The organism is Roseibium sp. SCP14 (assembly GCF_040329475.1).
In the GTDB taxonomy this organism is placed as follows: Bacteria; Pseudomonadota; Alphaproteobacteria; order Rhizobiales; family Stappiaceae; genus Roseibium.
This window is the reverse complement of the sequence record NZ_JBDZYH010000005.1, coordinates 418,628-440,595: the sequence shown is the minus strand read 5'-3', so window position 1 is coordinate 440,595 and position 21,968 is coordinate 418,628. Positions and strand designations below refer to the sequence as shown.

Sequence of the window (21,968 nt, the reverse complement as noted above, 5' to 3'; positions counted from 1 at the left end):
CCAGCCACAGGGATAATGTCGACTGGCCCGTCATTCGTTGCGGATCAACTTGAAGGTTTTGGCGGAGCCTTGGGCGTGAACGAGCAACGGTCCGGCTTCAGGTCGATCAGGGGTGTGCCGTTGAGGCAGTCGAGACCTCGCACGACCAGCGTCGCGCCGTCGACGGAAATCAGTTTTGCGGCGACTGTGCCGATCGGGTTTGGCCGAACGGGAGAGCGTAGCGCAAACGTACCGAATGTCCGGTTGCTGTGACCGGGATTCTGGACGACCAGGTCGCGCCGGGCCTGATTGAGCCAGTAGAGCACTTCGATCTGGTCGAACTCTTCTATGCCTTTCAGAGCCGGAACCCAGGGCTCGAAAATCTCGATGTGGCATTCCGGGCCGTCCTGCTTTCCCTGTCGCGGGCACTCTTTCCTGTCAGTCCAGGGCGTGAGAATTCTGCCGATGAAATGAAGCCGTGCGTCGTCCGGCGCAGATGTCGGAACCATGATCTCGTGTGGACGGATGTCGCTCATTGAAATGTCCTGTTGGGCGTCAGGCGGAGAGCCAGCGGACCAATCCGTGATCGGTCAGGCTGTATCCGCCAAGCGCTGTGGCTTTTTCCTGAAAATCGGTGGCACGGGCAAAGGCAAACAGCTCTTGCACCGGCTCGGTAAAGTAACTTCTGCGATCGATCAGAAGGTCGAAACACTCGTCGGCAAGCGGCACAAAGGCAAGTTTGAACTGCCGCGCCATGGCTTCAATGCCGAGCGATGCGTCCGCTTCGCCGGATGCGACGGCTGCTGCTGCCTCGCTTTCCGTGTGTGCACGGTTCTTTGAGCAAGCGAGATCGCTCTCGCTCAGTCCCGCGTCCTCCAGCAGGCTTGAAAAAAGGACGGCTGTACCTGCATCCGGTTGGCGCAGTGCAACGCGTTTGCCCTTCAGGTCATTGATCGAGTGAATCTCGCTCGCAAGCTCATTGGAAACCAGAAGGCCGCGCTTGCGGGTTGCCCAGTTGATCAGAACAGCGTCTTGAAAACCCCGACCGGCTACTGTCTCGATGTTCCAGCCGTTTGTCTCAGGCAGATGTATCCCTGCGAGTGCTGCTGTTCCGCCGTCAAACTGGTTCAATCCGTCCCGGCTGCCATTGCAGAGAGTGGCAAGACCGCAGGCGGACGCGCGGATGGCCCAGTCCAGAAGAGGGTCATGTGACCCGGCCAGGACGTTCGGACGCTCCCTGGCACGCAGCTGTCCGGAACCGTCGATCCAGGCGAGAATTTCATCTGCCGGAAACAACAACTTGCCGGTGATCCGCCGGTGCGGGATCTCATCCGCCGCCGCCAGGTCGTAAACCTTGCGTTCCTTCACGCGCAACAGATCGGCAACTTCCCTGGTCGTGAGAAAAAGCGGGTTTTGATGGGTTGAGTTTGACAAATTTTTTCCTGCTGTTTGCACGGAACCTAACGGAGGAAGTCTATCGATTTCAAGATAGTCGAGACGGTAGACGAAATGAATCGATTGCGGCCCGAATCTGGCGTTTTCCTGTCACCACGAAAATCACAAAAAGAACTTTCATTGGTCTTCTTTGGTCGAATACGTGTCGCTTTTGGCGTATCGGGAGCACTTTTTGACGTTCTGGGACATGTCGGCCAAGCAGAGGCTTGTGACACTCTTTGGAAATAATCAGAACAAATACATTTGTGCGTTAGAGATAACTCAGCCTGGTGGAAGTTAATCTTTCCTCCGGGCCGTAGGTATTTAGTATAAATTCCCGTTTATTTTCTGCGATGCAAAATATTCAATCGGGTTCTGGCTAAAAAATATTCATTTTTTTTCATTTGCCTCTTTCATTGTACGATTTTTTTTGTTTTTCTAGTCGCGATCGCAAGGGCGATAGTTACAGGCGGCAAAAGCCTCCTGCGACATGTCGGTCGTGCAATTAATAATAATTATAGAACCAGACTTGGGGACAAAATGGCGAAATCACGGGGCGCTGCTGTTAAGTATGACAGCGTTCAAAAGAGCTATGACGGGGAAACCCTGGTCGTAAAAAACCTCAACCTCGATATCCCGCCCGGCGAATTTCTGACCATGCTGGGGCCGTCTGGGTCCGGAAAGACCACTTGCCTCATGATGCTGGCAGGGTTTGAGCCGGCGACGCACGGCGAGATCTATCTGAACGACAGGCCGATCAACAATGTGCCACCGCACAAGCGTGGCATCGGCATGGTCTTTCAGAACTACGCTCTCTTTCCGCATATGACGGTCGCCGAAAATCTGGCTTTCCCGCTTCAGGTCCGGGGGGTCGGCAAGGCCGAGCAGCAAGAGAAGGTGCAGCGTGCGCTGGATATGGTCGAGCTCGGCGTCTTCGGCAATCGCCGTCCGGCGCAGTTGTCGGGTGGTCAGCAACAGCGTGTCGCCGTCGCCCGCGCGCTGGTGTTCGATCCCGAGCTGGTTCTTATGGATGAGCCGCTTGGCGCGCTCGACAAGCAGCTGCGTGAGCAGATGCAATACGAAATTAAGCACATCCACGAAAATCTCGGCGTGACCGTGGTCTACGTGACACATGACCAGACCGAGGCGCTGACAATGTCGGACCGGGTTGCGGTCTTCAATGACGGTGTCATCCAGCAATTGTCCACGCCCGACGATCTTTATGAAGATCCGCAGAACTCCTTCGTGGCCCAGTTTATCGGTGAAAACAACAAGCTGAGCGGCAAGGTCGTCGACATCAAGGGTGAGGAGTGCCTTGTCGAACTGGGAGACGGTACGCAGCTCAAGGCCGACAAGGTCAACGTGTCCGCCATCGGTGACAAGACCACGCTGTCCCTGCGTCCCGAGCGTGTTGAATTCGATACTCATGACGCCATGGACAATCTGGTGAATGGCCGGATTGAAGAACTGATCTATCTAGGGGATCACATCCGCGTTCGCATGAACGTGTGTGGCAACGATGAGTTCATCGTTAAGGTTCGCAACCGCGGAGAGAAGCGCAAGCTGCATGTTGGCGACACGGTCCCTGTGGGCTGGGCGCTCAACGACTGTAAAGCGCTCGACGCAGTTGTCTAAATTCGCAAGGCGGTCGGCCTTTGGCCGCCAGCGACAACAACGGAAAGATATCCGTTAAATCCTAAAAGAGGGAGCTAGCTCACATGAAGCTCAAGACTGTAATTCTTGCAGGTACTGCACTGGCGTTTGCCGGTAGCGCGGCGCTTGCGAAAGACTTGACGGTTGTCTCTTGGGGCGGTGCCTATCAGGCGTCCCAGAAGAATGCCTACACAGATCCGTACACGGCTGAAAACCCGGACATCAACGTGATCTGGGACGAGTCGTCCAACGAAGCGGTGGCAAAGCTGCGCGCGATGAACGAAGCCGGCAACATTACCTGGGATCTGGTCGACGTGGTTGCTTCCGACGCCATTCGTCTGTGTGACGAAGGCCTGGCTCTGGAAATCAACGCGGACGAAGACCTTGCCGCTGCTCCGGACGGGACGCCTGCCTCCGAAGATTTCGGTGACCTGCTGGTATCCGAGTGCTTCATTCCGCAGATCGTTTACTCCACCACGTTCGGCTACCGTTCGGACGTCGACGAGTGGGGCGGCAAGGAGCCGACAGAGATCTGTGACATCTTCGATCTGGAAACATTCCCGGGCAAGCGTTCCCTGGAAAAGCGTCCGATCAACAACATGGAATGGGCTCTTCTTTGTGACGGCGTTCCGAAGGACGAAGTCTACAACGTCCTGGAAACCGAAGAAGGTCAGGCACAGGCTTTCGCAAAGCTTGATTCCATCAAGGACAACGTTGTCTGGTGGTCTGCAGGTGCGGAAACACCGCAGCTTCTGGCCGACAAGGAAGTCGTGATCGGCTCCACCTATAACGGTCGTTTGTTCGCTCTGATCGAAGAGCAGAAGCAGCCGGTCAAGATGCTTTGGGACGCGCAGGTGTTCGACCTCGACGGCTGGATCATTCCGGCAGGTCTGCCTGAAGACCGTCTGGCCGAGGTGAAGAAACTCGTCAAGTACGCCACCGACACGCAGCGTCTGGCCGATCAGGCGAAATACATCTCCTACGGCCCGGCCCGCAAGTCCTCCGCTCCGCTGGTGGGCAAGCACGCGAAACTCGGTATCGACATGGCTCCGCATATGCCGACCGATCCGAACAACGCCAAGAACACCTTCCTCTATAACTATGAGTGGTGGGCGGATTACCGCGACGACATCGACGCCAAGTTCCAGGCGTGGCTGTCTCAGTAAGCCAATAGGCTCTGGTCCGGGTGGGGTTTTCCTCACCCGGAACCTCCAATCTGATTTGCGGAAGACTGTTTCATGAGCGATACCACTGACGGTCAGGTCCTGACGACCCAGGACGGCAAGCCGCTTAAGGCGGCATTGGCAAAGGCGCTGCGCCGGGAAAAGCTGCGCGCCCTGATGCTGATTGCGCCTCTCCTGATCTTTGTCCTGATTACCTTCGTCGCACCGATTGCGGACATGCTGTTCCGCTCCGTAGAAAACGGGATCGTTGCCGACACTTTGCCCAGAACGGTTATCGCAATTCAGGAATGGGACCCGAATTCCGGCGAAGTTCCGAATGAGGAAGTCTTTGCCGCTCTTTACGGCGACATGGTCGTTGCCGTTGAGGAAAAAACGCATACCCGCCTCGGGTCTCGTCTGAACTACGAGCAGAGCGGGATTTCCAGCCTTTTCCGCAAGACCGGCCGGCGTATCAAGCGCATGGACGAGGCCGGACCCTTCAAGGAACAGTTTCTCGATGCGGACAGGAAGTGGGGCGACGTTTCAACCTGGCAGGTCCTGAAACAGTTCTCGCCACGTTATACCGGCGGCTACTTCCTGAACTCATTCGATGCGCACCAGACAGCTGATGGCATTGAGATGAAACCGGCAGACCAACGGATCTATCTGTTCCTGTTCGGCCGAACTCTTTTCCTGTCCATCGTGATCACGGTTTCCTGCCTGTTGCTTGGCTATCCGATCGCCTTCCTGCTTGCCGCCCTGCCGCTACGAACGTCAAACTTGCTGATGATCCTGGTCCTGCTGCCGTTCTGGACATCTCTTCTTGTGCGAACGTCTGCCTGGAAGGTGCTGTTGCAGCAGCAAGGGGTGATCAATGACTTCCTGGTCTGGACCGGGGTGATCAGCGACGCTGGCCGTCTGGTGATGATCAACAACCAGACCGGCACCATCATCGCCATGACGCATATTCTGCTGCCGTTTATGATCCTGCCGCTCTATTCGGTAATGAAGACCATCTCACCGTCTTATGTGCGGGCTGCGAAGAGCCTGGGCGCTAATGACTGGATCGCATTCTGGCGCGTCTATTTCCCGCAATCGGTGCCGGGGATCGGCGCAGGTGCGGTGCTCGTGTTCATTCTTTCCATCGGCTACTACATCACGCCGGAACTGGTGGGCGGTACATCGGGTATCTTCATCTCCAACCGGATCGCCTATCACATTTCCTCGTCGCTGAACTGGGGACTGGCGGCTTCCCTCGGAACCCTGCTGCTGGTTGCGGTTCTCATGCTGTTCGTTGTCTACGACAAGATCGTCGGCATCGATAACGTCAAACTCGGATAGGAGGACGATATGAGCGCACTTCCACCATATGCGTCCCCTCTTCAGCGGGCATGGTTCTACTCTTTCAGGGTCATCTGCGGACTGATCTTCTTCTTCCTGATCTTTCCGATCCTGGTGATCCTTCCGCTCAGCTTCAACGCGCAGGATTTCTTTACCTTCACCAAGGAAATGCTAGCGCTGAGTCCTGAAGGCTATTCCTTCAAGCACTACAACGACTTTTTCACCAACCCGGACTGGCAGCAGGCGTTGAAAAACTCGGTGCTGATTGCACCGATCGCGACAGTGCTCGCAACAGGTTTCGGCACTCTGGCGGCAATCGGCCTGTCGCAGTCGCACGTGCCTTACAAGTCGGCAATTATGGCAGTGCTGATTTCTCCGATGATCGTGCCGTTGATCATCTCGGCTGCGGGCATGTACTTCTTCTACTCCCGTATCGGTCTGCAAGGCACCTATTGGGGCGTTGTGCTCGCACATGCCGCCCTCGGCACGCCCTTCGTGATCATCACGGTCACGGCAACGCTTGTCGGTTTCGACCGCAGTCTGGTTCGCGCATCCGCAAGCCTTGGCGCAAATCCGGTGACAACCTTCTTCAAGGTTCAGATGCCGCTGATCATCCCGGGTGTTGTATCGGGTGCACTGTTCGCCTTCATCACGTCGTTCGATGAAGTGGTCGTCGTTCTCTTCCTTGGTTCGGCCGGACAGAAGACGCTACCATGGCAAATGTTTACAGGGTTGCGTGAACAGATTTCTCCGACCATTCTGGCGGTGGCTTCCTTGATGGTTGCCATATCAATTGCACTCCTGACCGTTCTGGAGCTGTTGCGCCGGCGGTCGGAACGCCTGAGAGGATTATCACCGGGCTGATACCAGCCCCGCTGCTTTCAAACTGAGCCGGTGGCGGAACGCCAGCCACCGGGCGGAGGCCGAAGACCGGCTCTCCCGGCAGCAAGACAATTTGAATTTGGGCCTGGCGGGCCGGCTTCTGTGAAGGGAAGCCGGCCCGTTTTGCGTTTCAGGCCCGGAAAACAGCGCAAAGCTGACCTAGAATCGAAACAGGGAAAGGAGACCTCCCATGAGCGAAGACATGATCCGCATTTACGAGATGAACAATGGTGAGAAGGCTTTCTCGCCGTTTTCTCCGCAGGAGATGGATAGCCGACAGGCGAACCTGAGAAAACTGATGGCCAACCGGCAGATCGACGCCTGCCTGTTCACCTCCTATCACAACATCTGCTACTACTCCGGCTTCCTTTACTGCTACTTCGGTCGCAAATACGGCATGGTGATCACGCAGGACAAGGCGACAACAATAGCGGCCGGGATTGATGGCGGTCAGCCCTGGCGCCGCACGCACGGCGATACGGTGATCTACACCGACTGGCGCCGTGACAATTATTTCTACGCAATCCAGTCACTCCTCGGTATGCCGAATGCATCGGTCAAGCGCATTGGTATCGAGTTCGACCATGTTTCGCTCGACCTGCTCAAGCAGCTCAAGGACGCCCTTCCGGGTGTTGAGTTTGTCGACATCGCTGCTGACGCCATGGGTCAGCGCACCATCAAGAGCGCTGAAGAACACGTTCTCATCCGTGAAGGTGCTCGTATCTGCGACGTTGGCGGAGCGGCGCTGGTCGAGGCCGTTCAGGCCGGGGTCACCGAACACGAAGTGGCCATCGCATCGACAAATGCAATGATCCGCGAGATTGCCAAGTCCTTCCCGTTCGTTGAACTGATGGACACCTGGACCTGGTTCCAGTCAGGCATCAACACGGATGGTGCGCACAATCCGGTCACCAACAAGGTTGTTGAGGCAGGCGACATTCTCAGTCTGAACTGCTTCCCGATGATCTTCGGCTACTACACCGCCCTTGAGCGCACGCTTTTCTGCGAGCATGCGTCGGACGAGCACTTGCGGCTGTGGGAAGTCAACTGTCACGTCCACCGCGAAGGTTTGAAACTGATCAAGCCGGGCGCTCGCTGCTGCGACATCGCCGCTGAACTCAACGACATCTATCGCAGTCACGATCTGCTGCAATACAGAAGCTTCGGCTACGGCCACTCCTTTGGCGTGCTCAGCCACTACTATGGTCGTGAAGCCTCGGTAGAACTGCGCGAAGATGTCGAAACGGTTCTGGAACCGGGTATGGTTGTCTCCATGGAGCCGATGATCATGATCCCGGAAGGTCAGGCGGGTGCCGGCGGTTACCGCGAGCACGACATCCTGATTGTCAAGGAAGACGGTGCCGACAACATTACCGGTTTCCCGTTCGGACCGGAGCACAACATCATCCCGAAGCGCTAAGTCGCACTTTTGAAGAATGCAGACGGGGCTCCATGGAGCCCCGTCAAAACCTTGAAAACAGATAGACCGGCGTGATCTGCGATCAGTCGCAGGCTGCGGTGACGATCAGCTCGACCTTCAGAGCGTCCCGGGCAAGCTTGGCTTCACCGCAGGCCCGTGCCGGAGCATGGCCTTCCGGAACCCAGGCGTCCCAGACAGCGTTCATTTCAGCAAAGTCCGCCATGTCCGACAGCCAGATGATGCATTGCAGGATGCGGGTCTTGTCGCTGCCGGCCTGTTCGAGAAGAGCTTCGACCTTCTCAAGGCAGTGACGGGTCTGCTCGGCGACGGATTCCTTGTCCGAGGTCTGGCCGCAGAGATAGACCGTACCGTTGTGCTTGACGATCTTGCTCATGCGCTGGCCGGTTTCGATGCGTGTGATTGACATTTTCTGCTCCAGTTAAAGTATCTTCCGGTCATAGCGGTCGATACGGAATGCGGACAAGTCAAATCCGGCCTGTCCGGTCAAAATCATGTCGGAAACAACCTTGCCGACGATTGGGCCGAGCTGAAACCCGTGAGCGGAAAAGCCGAAAGCATGAAAGGCGTTTTCAGCATTTACTGCCGGGCCGATCACCGGCAGATTGTCGGGCATATAGGCCTCGAGCCCGGCCCACATGCGATTGATTGAAGCGCGGGCCATGATCGGAAAGAAGTCGATTGTGGTGCGCGCCGCTTTGGCAAGCTTCGCGTAGTCCAGACGCGTCGTGTTGGTTGCCCGGTCGGCGAATCCTTTGGCCCCGCCACCAATCAAAACGGTGCCGTTGTCGAATTGCTTGAAGCTGAGCTGCCGGCTGACCGCACCGACGACAGGTGAAGCAAAATGCGGCATGCGCGCAGTGATCATCAGCATCGGCGCCGCGTGGCTGAGCGGAACGTTGTCGCCGATCATCAACGCGACACGGTCTGCCCAGGCCCCTGCACAATTCACAACGGTGGCAGCTTCATAGCTGTGGGATTTCGATTGTGCGATCCAGGTAGATCCGACCCGCCGGAGGCTCTGCAATTCGGTACCTTCCACGATACGGGCGCCATGGCGTTCAGCTGCCAGGCGGAAAGCGTTGGTCGATCGATATGGGTGGGCAAGACCGTCCAGCTTTGATGTTGCGCCACCGACGCAGGAGGGATGGACTTGCGGCAGAATCTCACGCAGTTCCTGCCGGTCCAGGATCTGCTCATGGGTATGACCGATTGCATGCATCGTTGCTTCACGCGCCTTCAAGGTATCCATGTCGGCTTCGTCCGCTGCGATGTTCACCAGTGACGTTGCGTGAAATCCCGTATCAGCGTCCAGTTCTTCATCGAGCGTTTGCCAGATGTGCATTGAAGCCTTGGACAGGGGAACCTCGGCAAGATCGCGCCCCAGGAGGCGAACACCACCTGCATTCACGCCCGAGGCGTGACGGGCCACGTAGTCTTTCTCCAGGACAATGACCGCGACGCCCTGGCGCGCAAGGTGATAGGCTGTGGCGCATCCCTGGATGCCGCCACCGATGATCAGCACTTCCGTTTTCATTGCGCAGCCTCCGCTGCTTCGGATCGGGCCGGTTCAACCGTTTCGAAGCGGCTCAACTCTTCCAGGCTGAGCAGGCGCTGAGGGCTGCGCAGCCGGTAGTATCCGACTTCCGCCTCGCTTTGATTGCGCCATTCGGCCAGGAGGGCGCTGACGATCGGGCCGCATTGCCGCCCCTGGCATGGCCCCATGCCGCAGCGGGTCCGGGATTTCAGCGCGTTCGGGTCCCGTGCACCTTCCTGAAATCCAGCGCGAAGGTCGGCGACGCTCTGCTCTTCGCAGCGACACACCAGGGTGTTCTCGTCTTGCGGCAGGCGCAATGCTTCAACGGGCCGGTAGAGCTGGTCGATGAACCGGCGGAACTTGGACAAACGCTGTAATTCTCCGAAGGAATGACGGGACAATTGATCCCGTTTGTCCAAGGAAATCCGGCCAAGCCGCGCCAGGATATTGAGCGCGCTGATGTAACCCTCGTGACGCGCTCCATCGGCTCCGACGATACCTCCCGCGTCTCCGGCAACAGAAACATGCGGCAAAGAGCTTTGTCCGAACCGGTCTTTTTTCACATTCCAGGTCAGCTGGTCTTCGTTCCAGACATGGTCGAGACCGAGTGCTCTTGCCATGTTCGGATTTGGTATGACGCCGTGGTGCAGAAAGACGGTTTCGGCAGACAGTTTTCGTTGCCCGCGGCAGTGAAACGAAAGACCGGTAGCGCGATCTGCTCCGAGCACTTTCAACTGTGACGCATTTCGGAAAACCGGTATCCCGGCCTGCCGAATCTCACGAAGAAGGGACAATCCTTTGCGCAGGAGAGACACAGAGCTCAGAGCTCCGGTGATCAAAGGCGTTGCGTGTAGATAGTTTTCTTTTGGAGTGGTGTCGACCAGTCCTGCCACCTTGACGCCGAGGCGCAGATACTGCGCTACGATGAGGTACAACAATGGACCGGAGCCTGCAAAGACTGCATCGTCGGCAACGATCGCATCCGATTTCAGCATGACCTGTGCTGCACCTGCTGTCATGACGCCTGGCAGGGTCCAGCCGGGGATCGGCATCGGGCGTTCGATGGCACCCGGACAGATCAGAATTTCGCGGGTCTCGACCTGTCTTGTCTCTCCATCGAGAGAATAGAGGATCCTGCCGTCGTCTCCGACGTGCCAGACATCTGCACCAGGCACATAATCCACGCCGCAGGCTTCAAACTCTGCAATCAAGTTTGCGCCAATCGTATAGTCGGGGCCCAGTTTGGATGCGTCGGGGAGCGGAGAAGACGCAGCGGAGCGATAGATCTGACCACCAGCCCTTGTTCCGCGATCCAGAACCAGAGGACGCACACCGTGTTCAGCGAGTTTTGTCGCTGCTGCCATACCGGCCGGGCCTGCTCCGACGATCACACAATCAAAGGCCGGCATTTGTCGCCTTCGTGGTTTCGGTAATGTTCTGGGAAGTGATGACCATGTCCGGTGCCACTTTGTGCAAACAGGCCTGCTGGTTGGGCTCGCCGTTTATCTCCACCATGCATTCGAAACAGACGCCCATGGCGCAATAGGCGCTGCGGTCTTCTCCGGAAAGGGCTGCCTTGCGCGTGACTGGCTGACCTGACAGGGCAAGAGCCGACCAGACGGTTTGCCCGGAGGGAACCCGGACCGGCTGACCATTGACTGTCACCTGGACGATATCCGGTGACGTCTCTCTCAGGGATCGAAACATGGGTGATCTCCGGTTGAAGACAAAAGGGGGCGATGACGCCCCCTTCTGCGAAGGCTTAGTTGCCGATCTTGTCGAGGATGGACTGGCCCCATTCCTGGCCGACATCTTCCAGAACCTGTGGCCAGACCTGCGCGCGCACATGCTCTGCGGTGGCGGTAAGTTCCCCGTCGCTCAGCTTGACGATGGTGGCGCCGTAGTCGGCCAGTTTCTGCTCGAAGGCACCCTGGTCGGCCTCGGCGGTTTCCCAGCGCTTGGCTTCGAACTCCAGTGCCGCCTTTTCAAGAGCTGCCCGGTCTTCATCGCTGAGGTCGGCCAGCGTGCCGGAATTGATGATCATGTACCAGACTTCAAAATGGGTGTTCACAGGCACATAAGTGGTGGTCACGTCCCGGAATGATGCGTAGTAACCTTCCGCTCCGGAGCCGACGACACCGTCAACAACGCCGGTCTGCACGGCGGTGAAGGCTTCGGAGAACGGGATCGGGGAAGAGATGTACCCGAGAGCGTCTGCGGTCAGCTGGAAGCTCTTGATGCCCGGTACGCGGACCTTGATGCCCTTGGATGCCGACGGATCACCCGGGTTTACAGCATCGGTATTGAGCGCAATACCGCCGAAATAGACCGGATAAGCTGCCAGCATGGTGATGTCCTGCTTGGCGTAAAGCTCTTTCATCGCGTCATAGATCGCACCGCCCGGGCCATAGATCTTCTTGGCGTCGTCCCAGTTCGCGGCGACATACGGAAAGGCTGAAATCTGCATGCGCCGGTCAACTGCGGTAGCAGCCGGCTGAACGGCCATGTCGATTGCTCCGACTGAAATACGTTCCTGAACGGACGTGTAGTCGCCAAGGGCGGATGCCGGGAACAGGTTGAGTTCCAGCGAGCCGCCGGTGGCTTCCTTGAGCTTGTCGGCGAAGACACGCAGTTCCTTGTCAATCGTCGCATCCTGAGGACGGATGTGGCTGACCTTCAGCGTGTCGGCGGTTGCTATGCCGGTGGTTGCCAGCAGGGCGGCGGCAATGCAGGTGGATTTCAGGAAGTTCATCATCGTTGGTTTCTCCTCCAGTAAAGATGAAACGGGGTCAGTAGCCAAAGACGCGCGGCAGCCACATCGACAGGTCCGGCCAGAAGCTGGTCAGGAACACCACCGGCAGGTAACCGAGCAGGATCAGGATCATCGCGGGCCGAATAACCTTGGTGACCGGCACATTGCCGATCCGTGCGCCAAGATAGAGAATTGAGGCATAGGGCGGGGTGACGCCGCCCATGGCGGTGTTCACGCCCATGATTGCGGCAAACTGGATCGGGCTCACACCGATCGCTTCCATCAGCGGCAAAAGCAGCGGCGCGATCAGGATGATGGCGGTGACGTCATTGACCACCATGCCCACCAGAAACAGCAGGATGTTGATGAGGATCAGCAGTACGACCTTGTTTTCGGTGATCGAGAAGATCGCCTGCACGAGTGCTTGCGGAATGCTCTCCAGAACGAACATCTGTGACAAGATCATCGAGAACAGGATCATCAGCATGATTGCGCCGACGGAGGTTGCAGCTTCCCGGCCGGCACCTAAAAATGTGTTGAGGTTCAGGCCCCTGTAGATGAGGAAGCCAACCGGGACGGCATAGATCACGGCGACTGCGGCGGCCTCGGTCGGCGTCATGATGCCACCGTAAATTCCGCCAAGGATGATGACCGGCATCAGCAGCGCAGGGGTCGCCTTGAAACCGCGCGAGGACGCCTCGGCAACGAAGTCTTGCCCCTTCAGAGGCTCGTTCAGCTTCAGCGGAAACTTCTTCGCCATGCGAATGTTCACCGCGGAAAAGCTCAGCATGATCAGCAGGCCCGGGCCGAGCGTTGCCAGGAAACAGGCCAGGATCGACGTATCCGTGACCCAGCCATAGACAATCATCGTGACAGATGGCGGGATCAGCAGTCCGAGAAGCGAGGAATTGGCAATCAGGGCCGTGGCGTATTCACGCGGATAGCCCTGCTTTTCCATTTCCGGGATGAGCAGCGGGCCGATAGCGGCAACACCGGTGAGGCCGGAGCCGGAAATGGCACCGATCAGGGCGCAGGACACGGTGGCCACGACGCCAAGACCGCCGCGCAGGTGGCCAATGAAGATGTTGACGAAATTCAGCAGGGACGCGGCAATGCCCGAGACGCTCATGATTGTCCCGGCAAGGACGAAAAGCGGTATTGCCAGCAGAACCGGATTGCCGAGTTGCTGGAAGCCCCACAGCATGTTGCCCTTCATCACCACGTCGCCGACGAAATACATCACCATCAGTCCGCCGCCGAAGCAGTAGGGCAGTGGCACGCCCAGGGTCAGCAGGATGACAAGAACCAGAACCGCGAGAAGTGCGACCTCAACCATCTCAGGCCTCCTTGACCAGAAGAGCGCGCAGGTGGCGCAGCAGATGCAGGGCGGTGAAGACCATCATCAGGACCAGCCCCACGGTCAGGGCGATATCGACATAGAATGTCGGCAGGTAGAGCGTCGGGCTCTCGCGCCAGACGCGGATGGAATAGCGGGTGAAGTCCCACGCCCAGCTGGTCAGCCAGAGGCCGATGGTCAGGCTGATGACTTCGCCAATGACGGCAAGAACCTGATGCTGGCGCTTGGTCGTGAGGAAAATCTCAAGCACGTTTGCCCGGATATGGGTGTTTTCCCGTGAAGCGTTGACCGCGCCGAGCATGTAGAGCCACATGGTCGGATAAAGCAGGCTTTCTTCCAGCCCCATCACCGGGATTTCCAGAACGTAGCGGGTGATCACCTGCACGAACTGACCCAGGGCGACTACGCATATCAGAAACGTCAGCGTGATGCTGGCAAAGCGTTCCATTCGTTCCTCCCCCGCACCGGTCGACACCGGCACCAAAACTTCGGAGGAACATGCTGTCAGCAATATATTAGGTCAAAACGATAATATTGATGCTAGAATAAAGTGACTTTATAAAGTCGGAAAAACGCGTGAAAAAACAATGTTGATGAATGTTAGTTTTCGGCAACTTCAAGCGTTCAGAGAAGTGATGCGGACGGGATCGGTGTCCGAAGCGGCCAAAATTCTCGGCCGAACGCAACCTGCTGTCAGCGCCTTGATCGCCAATCTGGAGGCCGAGCTTGAGCTGACGCTGTTCCGCCGTCAGCGTGGCCGGATGGAAGCGACACCCGAGGCAAAGTTCTTCATCGGTGAAGCCGAAGCGATCCTGAGCCGGTTGACCCTGTCAACGCGGACGATGCGGGAAATCGGGGCACTCAGCAAAGGCCGGTTGAACATCGCCTGCATGCCGGCGGCGGCCAACATGATGATGCCGCAGATCCTGGCCGAGTTTCTCGAAGGCCGGCCCGAGGTCCGTGCCTCTTTGATGATGCGGGCGTCCTCGGTGGTCGCTGAGTGGATTTCGTCGCAGCAATATGACATCGGATTTGCTGAAACGCCGTCGCCCAATCCGGCTATCGAAACGCAAGATTTCGAATTGGAATGCGTATGCGCCGTGCCGGAAGGGGATCGACTGGCTGAGAGACAGGAGATTGATGCGCAGTGCCTGTCGGGCAAGCCGATGGCAGCTCTTCAGGAGGGGCATCCCAACCTGATTGCGACTATCGCAGCCTTCGAAGAACAGAAAGCCGACTTTGCCCACCGGTTCGAGCTCCGAACCTTTCAGCCTGCCTTGACGCTTGTCGAAAAGGGTCTTTGCTACTGCGTATGCGACCCGATCACCGCTGCCGGATATGTCAATTCAAGGCCGCAACCATGTCCTGTGATTTTCCGCCCCTTCCGGCCGAGGGTCGTGCTTTCCGTCTCGATCATGCAACCGGCTCACCGGCCTCCTTCGGCACTGACAACCGAGTTTGCGAAACTCCTTGGTTCCGAACTTGAAAAACTCAAGAACGCATATGAGTAGTCTTTTTGACGGGCTTTGTTTAAGTGGGGCAAGCCATTCATCCGCGACCTTCGCGGGATAAAGACGAAAGACCATGAAGCAGCTTAGAAAAGCGACGATCGACGATATTCCGGCGTTATCCAAAGTGCGGAGTTCCGTCGTGGAGAACCGATTATCCGATCCGAGCCTGATCGGGCCGCGGGACTATGCCTGGTTCATCAAAAACACGAGCATCTGGCTTTGTGAGCTGAGTGGGACAGTCACCGGTTTTTCAGCAGCAGACCCGAGAGACGGATCGATCTGGGCCCTGTTCGTTCTTCCGGGAAAGGAAGGGCAAGGGCTGGGCCAAGCTTTGTTGGAAAGTGCCTGTTCCGAATTGCGCCAGGCCGGCTGGTCCGTGGCGAAACTCAGCACCGATCCGGACACTCGCGCGGAAGCCTTCTATCGTCGGAATGGTTGGACCGAAACCGGAAGATGTTCGAATGGTGAAGTTGTGTTCGAGCGACGTTTGGAGAAAGCATGACGGAGCGCTTCAGTTTTCGAAAGCCCCGGTTCGGCATCGTGGGACGTGCGAAAATCGGCCGGAAAGCGGTTGCCCGCATTCCGGCGCTTCTTTGAAAAACGCGAACAGATTCACCGGTCAGGCTTGCGTCGCGTGTTCATAGTGCTGCAGTTCCTTCCATAGATGGCAGGAAACGGAATGGCCCTCTTCGCAGCTTTCCAGAGGAGGTTCCTCGAGTTTGCAGATATCCGCAGCATATGGGCAGCGGGTGTGGAACTTGCACCCTGAAGGCTGATTGGTCGGTGAGGGGATCTCGCCTTCCAGCTTCTGCGCGGCTCCCCGATGGTCCGGGTCCAGTGACGGGATCGCCGAAAACAGGGCCTTTGTATAGGGATGGCGAGGATTGGCGAACAGCTGACGCGTCGGAGCGCTTTCCACGATCCGACCGAGATACATCACCGCAACATGGTCACAGGTATGGGCCACCACCGACAGGTCATGACTGATGAACATGAAGGTGAGGCCCAGCTCTTCCTGCAACGACCGCAGCAGGTTCAGGATGTCGGCCTGGATCGACACGTCGAGCGCGGCGACGGACTCGTCCGCGACCACGAAGCGCGGTCCCGATACCAGCGCGCGAGCGATGGATATTCGCTGACGCTGGCCGCCGGAAAACGCATGCGGAAAGCGGCGCAAATGCTCCAGGTTGAGCCTGCACTTGGATGCGATGTCGCGAACTCGTGCGTCGGTTTCCTCCCGCGTTTTCGTCAGACCCATGACTTCAAGCGGCTCGGCAATGATGTCTCGAACGGTCATGCGCGGGCTTAGGGCCGCATAAGGATCCTGGAAAATCAGCTGAGCGCGCTTGCGGTAGTCCTTCAGTTGCGCAGGCGTCATTTCTGCCAGATCGTATTGAACCTCGCCATCGTCATAGGTGGCATGCCCGCCGGTGATGGAGACTGCCTTCAACAGAGCGCGTCCAAGGGTGGTCTTGCCGGACCCCGATTCTCCCACGACGCCGAAGAACGATCCTTTGGGAATGTCGATGGAAATGCCGTCGACTGCCTTGAGAATTTGCTTGTTGAACACGCCGCCACCGACCCGGAAGCCAACGGACAGATCTTTGGTCTGAATCAGAATATCGTCACTCATTCAGCAGCTCCCTGGTGGCAGAGGTGGCAGCTTGCGCCGTGGAATTCTCCGGTCTCGATCCGGTGTGGCACCACGGTCTTGCAAATGTCGCCGATGATCTGGCTGCATCTTGTGTGAAAGACGCAGCCTTCCGGCCGTTCCAGAGGACTGGGGATGTCGCCCGGGACCGGTGTGAGCGGTTTGTCGAGATCGTCCAGCTGGGGCAACGCGTCGATCAGACCCTGCGTATAGGGATGGAACGGATTTCGGATCACCTCGCGCACCGGTCCTTCCTCAACCATTCGGCCCAGATACATGACCGCGACCTTGTCCGCTGTTTGAGCAACCACGCCCAGGTCATGGGTGATGAAGATGATCCCCATGCCGAACTCGTCGACCAGCTCTTTCATCAGGTCGATCACCTGTGCCTGGATCGTAACATCAAGGGCCGTTGTCGGTTCGTCGGCGATCAGAAGTTTCGGTTTTGTCGACAGAGCCATCGCAATCATGGCGCGTTGACGCATGCCACCGGACATCTCGAACGCATATTGGTTGAACCGCATGGAAGCATCGGAGATGCCAACACGGTCCAGCATTTCGATGGACAGTTCCTTGGCCTGTTTCTTCGTCATGTCGGAATGGACAAGAAGCTGCTCTACCATCTGCTTGCCGATGGTCATGGCCGGCGCAAAGCTGGCCATCGGCTCCTGGAAGATCATGCTGATCGCACCGCCGCGCACGACTTCCATGTCACGCGGGCGTTTGAGATCGAGCACGCTGACCGGACCACTTTCCAGGTGAAGCGTGATCTTGCTTTCCGGAGAATAGCGGGCATTGGAAGAATTCAGTTTCATCAGGGACTTTGCAGTCACCGACTTCCCGGATCCCGACTCGCCGACGAGCCCCATCACTTCACCCGGCGCGATCGAGAACGACACGTTTTCAACGGCGGTGATGAGTCCTTCGTCCGTCTGGAACTGAAGGGTCAGGTTTTCAACGTCAATCAGGCTCATTTTCTGGCCTCTGCATAAGGGTCTGCGGCATCGCGCAACCCGTCACCGACAAAGACGAAGGCCATGACGAGCGTGATGAAGAACACCACCGGGATGAAGTACCACTGGTAGTTCAGCAAGACGTCGGCCTTGGTCACGTTCTGCAACATCACGCCGAGGCTGTTGACCGGGTCCTTGAGACCGAGGCCGATGAAGCTCAGTGCGGTTTCCGACAGAACCATGTAGGGGAAGGAAATCACCAGATCGACGATGATGTAGCTGGTGAAGCTGGGCAGGAGATGTTTTCGGATAACATGTCCTGCGCTCGCGCCGCACAGCTGGGCCGCAAGTACATATTCCTGGTTTCTCTCGACCAGCAGGTGTGTTCGCACGCGACGGGCCAGCGTCGGCCAACCGACCAGGCCGAGGATCATCGTGATGACAAAGAAGCGTGTCTCTGCCGACCACTCGGGCGGAATGAACGCGGCAATCGCCATGAACAGGGGAATGGACGGGATCGTTCGCACGGCATCGGTGATCATCTGGATCACGCTGTCAACCATGCCACCGTAATAGCCGGCAACCCCTCCGATGATCAGCGCCAGAACAAACGAGATCACGACACCCAGCGTGCCAACCTGCAACGATGTCCAGATCGCGAACAAGGTACGGGAGAAAATGTCCTTGCCGGCGCTGTCGGTGCCGAACAGGTGAACATAGCCTTCTTCCATGCCGAACAGGTGCACGTCGCCCGGAATGAAGCCGAACAGCTTGTACTCGTCGCCACGCACAAAAAACTGCATGTAGACGCGCTCGTCATCATTGATCTTTTCAACCCAGCGGAAATTGGTCTGGATCGACCGTTCACGGGTGACCGGATGCAGGAACGGGCGCAGGGAGCAGCCGTTCTTGTCGCAGAATTGTGGAATCTGCGGAGCGCCGTTCAGGTAGTCCTTGTCACGCCCGGCAATCGTCGGGTCGTACGGTGCCAGGAACGGGGCGAACAGGCCGGACAGGATGAGCATGGCCAGCACGGTGGCTGCCACCATCGCCGCTTTCTGCTTCTTGAAACGCGCCCAGATCAGCTGCCTTTGTGAGGCGGTAAAATAGGCTTCCTTGGCCTTTTGGTCTTTTGCTACTGCTGTCATGGCCCTACCTGATGATGCTCTTGCGCACGCGCGGATCAATCACTGCCAGAAGGATTTCCGTCAGGAAATTCACGGCAACGATGGACGCGGTCAGCAGAAAGATGATGGCACCTGCAAGCTGCTGGTCGTTGGAACGCGCCAGTGCGTCCAGGAGCAGCGATCCCATTTCGGTCAGCGTCAGGATGAGCGCGACGATGGGAAGTTCGTTGAAGATGCGGTTGAGGTCAAAGCCGAGCGAGTTCACGATCGGACCCAGGGCGTGCCTAGCGGGATACCTCCACAACAGGCGGCGGCCATATATCCCGCGCGCGGCTGCAGCCGTCACGTAGAGCTTGCCGATTTCGTCCGACATCAGGGCTCGTACGGTCTGCAGCGCGAAGGCTGTTGCCGACCAGCCGAGAATGAAGATCGGCAGCCAGGCATGCTTCAGGAGGTCCAGAAACTTGTCGAGTGACCAGGGCGCGTCTTTGTATTGCGGCGAGAAGAGCCCTGTCAGTGTTTCACCGAAATAGACGGTGGAAACGAGCATGATCATCAGCGCGAGCAGGAAGTTCGGCATTGCCAGGCCGAGATAGCTGACGAAACGAAGGGAGTTGTTCAGAAGCGGGTTCTTGGAAGCTGCCGAAATGATGCCGACCGGAATGGCGATCGAGTAGGCCAGAACCAACGAACCGAGGCAGATCGCAAGGGAAATCCAGAACTTGGATCCAAGCAGCTGTGCAATGTTCACGCGCAGAATGCAGCTGTCGCCGAATTCTCCCTGAAACGCACCGGCCAGCCAGCTCGCCCAGCGTGTCAGGAACGGCCGGTCCAGACCAAGTCTGGCGCGTTCGGCCTCGATATCCGCCAGGGTAATGGCAGATCCTTGTGTGTTTTTATAGGCCAGGTAACGCTCGGCGCAGTCGCCGGGCACCAGTTCCATCAGCGAGAACACGACCAGCGAAACGATCACCAGCGTGACAAGCGCCAGGGCTGCCCTGATGGCAGTGAAACGGGCAAATTGTAGCATAGCTCCCCCCTCCCAGGAGAAAGCGGGCGCGGGCGCCCGCTTTCGGTTTATCTCAGGAGCTTAGTTGCTCAGGAACCACTGAGCCGGACGGTAAGGATAAGTCCGGTAGTACTCGTAGGAGGACGTCTTGAAGTCCGCGAAGTTCTTCAGGTTGTTCGAATGGTAGATCGGTGCCGGAGAGTTGACGACACCGATGAACAGCAGCTGGCCGGTCATGATTTCAACCATCTTGTTGGCTGCTGCCTTCGAAGCATCTGAACCCGGAGCCGAGGACTGGTAGATGTCAAGCTGGGTCTTCAGCTCACCAACCCAAGCCGGCGGCTCTATGCCGTTTGCCCCGTTCGAGCTGATATATTCAGCCCAGAGCATGCCTGTACGGACATCGAAGTAACCGTCAAACGGCGGTACCCAGATCTCGCCGTCGCCGAGGATTGAACCCGCCGGCTGCCCCTTCGTCCAGATGAGAACGTCGAGTGTATTCGCGGACTGAGCCGAACGGTACTCGTCCGAAGTCACTTCCTTGATCGTGGTCTTAACACCCAGCTCTGTCCAGTTCCGGCCGACCAGTTCAACCAGCTGAGACGAGGTTGCCTGGGTCGCGAACTGCCAGTCGAGGACGAAGGGGTCACCATTCGGAAGGTCACGGAAACCGTCACCGTCCTTGTCGACCAGACCCATCTCGTCCAGCAGCGCCTTGGCGCGATCTGCCTCATAGGCCATTTCGTGGCTCGACCACTTTTCGTCGATATATTCAGGACGTGGCGAGAAGCCGATATACTGCTGCGGTGTGCCGAGACCGAAGGAGATGACCTCGTTGATCTGGTCGCGGTCGATGCCGATGGACATTGCCGTGCGGAACCGGATGTCGTTGAAGATCTCCCGGCGGGCTTCGTCTTCTGCAGTCACGTTGAACGCAAGGGTCGGGCTCGAAATGGTCGGCTTCACTTCGATCGTGTAGTTGCCGTTTTCCTGGCCTTCAAGCAGAACCGGAGCCGATGTCAGGTTGATCGCCTGGGACTTGTAGTCGACTTCGCCGTTCAGCAGCTTGAGGTTACGAACCTCTTCGTCGCCGATATAGACTTCGTCCATTTCGTTGATGTAGGGCAGCTGATTGCCCTGGGTGTCGATCTGGAAGAAGTACGGGTTGGCGACGTAGTGACGTCCTTCAGCCGTTTCCTTCACCAGGATGTGGCTTTCCAGCGTCGGAGCGGCATCTTTCGGCAGGTTGGAAATGCGGTCACCGGCGGTCAGCATCGGTGACGGCGTGTCCATCCAGTCGGAGTTGCCGTAATAGGCCTTGATCAGGTCGTAGCCGCCTTCATAGCCCAGAGCTTTTGCAGCCTCATCGGCACCGTCATTCAGCGCAGGGTGATACTGCTCGAAGAAGTGCTTCGGCTGATAAGGCTGGGCATAGCTGGAAGTGAATGTCTCGACCAGACCCGGCTTCGGAGCTTCCAGGGTGAACTGAACGGTCGTGTCGTCCAGTGCCTCGACCTTCATCGGCTTGCCGCCCGCCAGGGCGTAGTCCTTCGCCTCGGCAAAGACGTTCTTGTCCATCATCAGGTTGTTGTACCAGAACGCGATGTCGTTTGCGGTAAACGGCGCGCCGTCGGACCATTTGTGGCCTGCACGAAGCTTCACGGTAAGTTGCGTGAAATCATCGTTCCATTCAAAGGACTTGGCAACGTTCGGGACAACGGTCTGCAGGTCGTCCGAGTAGCGGAACAGGTTGACGTGACGGACCGAAAGGAAGTCGGAAGTGCCGGACTCTGTCGCATTGGAAAGCGCGTCGAGAACGCCGCCATACTGGCCGATTTCGGAATAGGGTGCCAGAACCAGCGGTTCGGAAGGCAGGCGGTCAGCCACGGCAGGCAGGTCGCCATTGCCGCGGATACGGCCGTTCAGCTCGCCGATTGCCGGGTTTTCTGCAAAGCTCAGCTTGCAGTTTGCCGCAGACTCGAATTCCGCCAGATCGTACTGTTGAGGGTATGCACCGGCAGCGACCCCTTGCGGGTCTGCGACTGTTACCGGAGGACAGCTCGCATATGCCGTTCCGGTAAGTGCCAGGCCGGCGACACCGGCCATCAGAAGCAGTTTTCTCATTAGTTCCTCCACGTTGAGTGACGTATTTCCCCGATGAAACTATTCACTGCGGAATAG

Annotated in this window: 21 protein-coding genes; 7 read left to right on the top strand and 14 right to left on the bottom strand. The window is 57.6% G+C overall.

What is annotated here, in order from left to right:
- Positions 1-44 precede the first annotated feature (44 nt).
- Positions 45-515, bottom strand: coding sequence for a tRNA (N6-threonylcarbamoyladenosine(37)-N6)-methyltransferase TrmO (gene tsaA, locus ABLQ08_RS22150; protein WP_352946490.1), 471 nt, complete (start codon positions 513-515; stop codon positions 45-47).
- Positions 516-534: 19 nt separating this feature from the next.
- Positions 535-1,413, bottom strand: coding sequence for a helix-turn-helix transcriptional regulator (locus tag ABLQ08_RS22145; protein ID WP_352946487.1), 879 nt, complete (start codon positions 1,411-1,413; stop codon positions 535-537).
- A 540-nt stretch (positions 1,414-1,953) separates the two neighbouring features.
- On the opposite strand from ABLQ08_RS22145, the gene ABLQ08_RS22140 reads away from it, so the two are divergent.
- The 5 genes from ABLQ08_RS22140 (at position 1,954) to ABLQ08_RS22120 (ending at position 7,872) form a co-directional block, all read left to right on the top strand.
- Complete coding sequence (locus tag ABLQ08_RS22140; protein WP_352946484.1) at positions 1,954-3,048, top strand: ABC transporter ATP-binding protein; 1,095 nt, start codon at positions 1,954-1,956, stop codon at positions 3,046-3,048.
- A gap of 83 nt (positions 3,049-3,131) precedes the next feature.
- Positions 3,132-4,232: an extracellular solute-binding protein gene (locus ABLQ08_RS22135; protein ID WP_352946481.1), complete on the top strand. Its 1,101-nt coding sequence runs from the start codon at positions 3,132-3,134 to the stop codon at positions 4,230-4,232.
- 72 nt (positions 4,233-4,304) lie between these two features.
- Positions 4,305-5,570 carry an ABC transporter permease gene (locus ABLQ08_RS22130; protein WP_352946478.1) on the top strand — a complete coding sequence of 422 codons (1,266 nt, stop codon included), beginning with the start codon at positions 4,305-4,307 and terminating at the stop codon, positions 5,568-5,570.
- A gap of 9 nt (positions 5,571-5,579) precedes the next feature.
- Complete coding sequence (locus ABLQ08_RS22125; protein WP_352946475.1) at positions 5,580-6,434, top strand: ABC transporter permease; 855 nt, start codon at positions 5,580-5,582, stop codon at positions 6,432-6,434.
- A 208-nt stretch (positions 6,435-6,642) separates the two neighbouring features.
- Entirely contained in the window at positions 6,643-7,872 is a 1,230-nt protein-coding gene (locus ABLQ08_RS22120) for a M24 family metallopeptidase (RefSeq protein ID WP_352946472.1), read from the top strand.
- An 82-nt stretch (positions 7,873-7,954) separates the two neighbouring features.
- On the opposite strand, the gene ABLQ08_RS22115 is transcribed toward ABLQ08_RS22120, so the two are convergent.
- From ABLQ08_RS22115 to ABLQ08_RS22085, 7 genes are read right to left on the bottom strand one after another with little or no spacing between them, the layout of a single operon-like run.
- Positions 7,955-8,299, bottom strand: coding sequence for a RidA family protein (locus ABLQ08_RS22115; protein ID WP_352946469.1), 345 nt, complete (start codon positions 8,297-8,299; stop codon positions 7,955-7,957).
- Positions 8,300-8,311: 12 nt separating this feature from the next.
- Positions 8,312-9,427, bottom strand: a complete 1,116-nt coding sequence (locus tag ABLQ08_RS22110; RefSeq protein WP_352946466.1) for an NAD(P)/FAD-dependent oxidoreductase — start codon at positions 9,425-9,427, stop codon at positions 8,312-8,314.
- Entirely contained in the window at positions 9,424-10,836 is a 1,413-nt protein-coding gene (locus ABLQ08_RS22105) for an NAD(P)/FAD-dependent oxidoreductase (RefSeq protein ID WP_352946463.1), read from the bottom strand. The genes ABLQ08_RS22110 and ABLQ08_RS22105 overlap by 4 nt, the downstream gene beginning before the upstream one ends.
- Positions 10,823-11,134: a (2Fe-2S)-binding protein gene (locus ABLQ08_RS22100; RefSeq protein ID WP_352946460.1), complete on the bottom strand. Its 312-nt coding sequence runs from the start codon at positions 11,132-11,134 to the stop codon at positions 10,823-10,825. The genes ABLQ08_RS22105 and ABLQ08_RS22100 overlap by 14 nt, the downstream gene beginning before the upstream one ends.
- Before the next feature lie 55 nt (positions 11,135-11,189).
- Positions 11,190-12,182 (bottom strand): TRAP transporter substrate-binding protein DctP, encoded by a 993-nt coding sequence (dctP, locus tag ABLQ08_RS22095; RefSeq protein WP_352946457.1) that lies wholly within the window; start codon positions 12,180-12,182, stop codon positions 11,190-11,192.
- Positions 12,183-12,216: 34 nt separating this feature from the next.
- A complete protein-coding gene (locus tag ABLQ08_RS22090) occupies positions 12,217-13,515 on the bottom strand; it encodes a TRAP transporter large permease (protein WP_352946454.1) in 1,299 nt (432 codons plus the stop codon).
- 1 nt (position 13,516) lies between these two features.
- Complete coding sequence (locus ABLQ08_RS22085; RefSeq protein ID WP_352946451.1) at positions 13,517-13,984, bottom strand: TRAP transporter small permease; 468 nt, start codon at positions 13,982-13,984, stop codon at positions 13,517-13,519.
- A 139-nt stretch (positions 13,985-14,123) separates the two neighbouring features.
- Between ABLQ08_RS22085 and ABLQ08_RS22080 the strand changes: the two genes are divergently transcribed.
- The gene (locus tag ABLQ08_RS22080) at positions 14,124-15,047 is read left to right on the top strand and encodes a LysR family transcriptional regulator (protein ID WP_352946448.1); all 924 of its coding nucleotides are present in this window, start codon (positions 14,124-14,126) and stop codon (positions 15,045-15,047) included.
- Between the two features lie 73 nt (positions 15,048-15,120).
- The gene (locus tag ABLQ08_RS22075) at positions 15,121-15,549 is read left to right on the top strand and encodes a GNAT family N-acetyltransferase (protein WP_352946445.1); all 429 of its coding nucleotides are present in this window, start codon (positions 15,121-15,123) and stop codon (positions 15,547-15,549) included.
- A 117-nt stretch (positions 15,550-15,666) separates the two neighbouring features.
- Here ABLQ08_RS22075 and ABLQ08_RS22070 read toward each other — a convergent pair whose 3' ends face one another.
- Genes ABLQ08_RS22070 through ABLQ08_RS22050 form a run of 5 tightly spaced genes read right to left on the bottom strand, consistent with a single transcriptional unit; the run spans position 15,667 to position 21,911 of the window.
- Positions 15,667-16,680 carry an ABC transporter ATP-binding protein gene (locus tag ABLQ08_RS22070; protein ID WP_352946442.1) on the bottom strand — a complete coding sequence of 338 codons (1,014 nt, stop codon included), beginning with the start codon at positions 16,678-16,680 and terminating at the stop codon, positions 15,667-15,669.
- Positions 16,677-17,672: an ABC transporter ATP-binding protein gene (locus ABLQ08_RS22065; RefSeq protein WP_352946439.1), complete on the bottom strand. Its 996-nt coding sequence runs from the start codon at positions 17,670-17,672 to the stop codon at positions 16,677-16,679. Before ABLQ08_RS22065 ends, ABLQ08_RS22070 begins: the two co-directional genes overlap by 4 nt.
- The gene (locus ABLQ08_RS22060) at positions 17,669-18,799 is read right to left on the bottom strand and encodes an ABC transporter permease (RefSeq protein WP_352946436.1); all 1,131 of its coding nucleotides are present in this window, start codon (positions 18,797-18,799) and stop codon (positions 17,669-17,671) included. Before ABLQ08_RS22060 ends, ABLQ08_RS22065 begins: the two co-directional genes overlap by 4 nt.
- 4 nt (positions 18,800-18,803) lie before the next feature.
- Positions 18,804-19,808 (bottom strand): ABC transporter permease, encoded by a 1,005-nt coding sequence (locus ABLQ08_RS22055; RefSeq protein ID WP_352946433.1) that lies wholly within the window; start codon positions 19,806-19,808, stop codon positions 18,804-18,806.
- Positions 19,809-19,868: 60 nt separating this feature from the next.
- Entirely contained in the window at positions 19,869-21,911 is a 2,043-nt protein-coding gene (locus ABLQ08_RS22050) for an ABC transporter substrate-binding protein (protein ID WP_352946430.1), read from the bottom strand.
- Positions 21,912-21,968 lie beyond the last annotated feature (57 nt).

What these genes read in the sequence shown, in the direction of transcription:
- tsaA (WP_352946490.1), bottom strand. Translation starts at nt 515, where the DNA reads ATGAGCGACATCCGTCCACACGAGATCATGGTTCCGACATCTGCGCCG.
- ABLQ08_RS22140 (WP_352946484.1), top strand. Translation starts at nt 1,954, where the DNA reads ATGGCGAAATCACGGGGCGCTGCTGTTAAGTATGACAGCGTTCAAAAG.
- ABLQ08_RS22135 (WP_352946481.1), top strand. Translation starts at nt 3,132, where the DNA reads ATGAAGCTCAAGACTGTAATTCTTGCAGGTACTGCACTGGCGTTTGCC.
- ABLQ08_RS22130 (WP_352946478.1), top strand. Translation starts at nt 4,305, where the DNA reads ATGAGCGATACCACTGACGGTCAGGTCCTGACGACCCAGGACGGCAAG.
- ABLQ08_RS22125 (WP_352946475.1), top strand. Translation starts at nt 5,580, where the DNA reads ATGAGCGCACTTCCACCATATGCGTCCCCTCTTCAGCGGGCATGGTTC.
- ABLQ08_RS22120 (WP_352946472.1), top strand. Translation starts at nt 6,643, where the DNA reads ATGAGCGAAGACATGATCCGCATTTACGAGATGAACAATGGTGAGAAG.
- ABLQ08_RS22115 (WP_352946469.1), bottom strand. Translation starts at nt 8,299, where the DNA reads ATGTCAATCACACGCATCGAAACCGGCCAGCGCATGAGCAAGATCGTC.
- ABLQ08_RS22110 (WP_352946466.1), bottom strand. Translation starts at nt 9,427, where the DNA reads ATGAAAACGGAAGTGCTGATCATCGGTGGCGGCATCCAGGGATGCGCC.
- ABLQ08_RS22105 (WP_352946463.1), bottom strand. Translation starts at nt 10,836, where the DNA reads ATGCCGGCCTTTGATTGTGTGATCGTCGGAGCAGGCCCGGCCGGTATG.
- ABLQ08_RS22100 (WP_352946460.1), bottom strand. Translation starts at nt 11,134, where the DNA reads ATGTTTCGATCCCTGAGAGAGACGTCACCGGATATCGTCCAGGTGACA.
- dctP (WP_352946457.1), bottom strand. Translation starts at nt 12,182, where the DNA reads ATGATGAACTTCCTGAAATCCACCTGCATTGCCGCCGCCCTGCTGGCA.
- ABLQ08_RS22090 (WP_352946454.1), bottom strand. Translation starts at nt 13,515, where the DNA reads ATGGTTGAGGTCGCACTTCTCGCGGTTCTGGTTCTTGTCATCCTGCTG.
- ABLQ08_RS22085 (WP_352946451.1), bottom strand. Translation starts at nt 13,984, where the DNA reads ATGGAACGCTTTGCCAGCATCACGCTGACGTTTCTGATATGCGTAGTC.
- ABLQ08_RS22080 (WP_352946448.1), top strand. Translation starts at nt 14,124, where the DNA reads ATGTTGATGAATGTTAGTTTTCGGCAACTTCAAGCGTTCAGAGAAGTG.
- ABLQ08_RS22075 (WP_352946445.1), top strand. Translation starts at nt 15,121, where the DNA reads ATGAAGCAGCTTAGAAAAGCGACGATCGACGATATTCCGGCGTTATCC.
- ABLQ08_RS22070 (WP_352946442.1), bottom strand. Translation starts at nt 16,680, where the DNA reads ATGAGTGACGATATTCTGATTCAGACCAAAGATCTGTCCGTTGGCTTC.
- ABLQ08_RS22065 (WP_352946439.1), bottom strand. Translation starts at nt 17,672, where the DNA reads ATGAGCCTGATTGACGTTGAAAACCTGACCCTTCAGTTCCAGACGGAC.
- ABLQ08_RS22060 (WP_352946436.1), bottom strand. Translation starts at nt 18,799, where the DNA reads ATGACAGCAGTAGCAAAAGACCAAAAGGCCAAGGAAGCCTATTTTACC.
- ABLQ08_RS22055 (WP_352946433.1), bottom strand. Translation starts at nt 19,808, where the DNA reads ATGCTACAATTTGCCCGTTTCACTGCCATCAGGGCAGCCCTGGCGCTT.
- ABLQ08_RS22050 (WP_352946430.1), bottom strand. Translation starts at nt 21,911, where the DNA reads ATGAGAAAACTGCTTCTGATGGCCGGTGTCGCCGGCCTGGCACTTACC.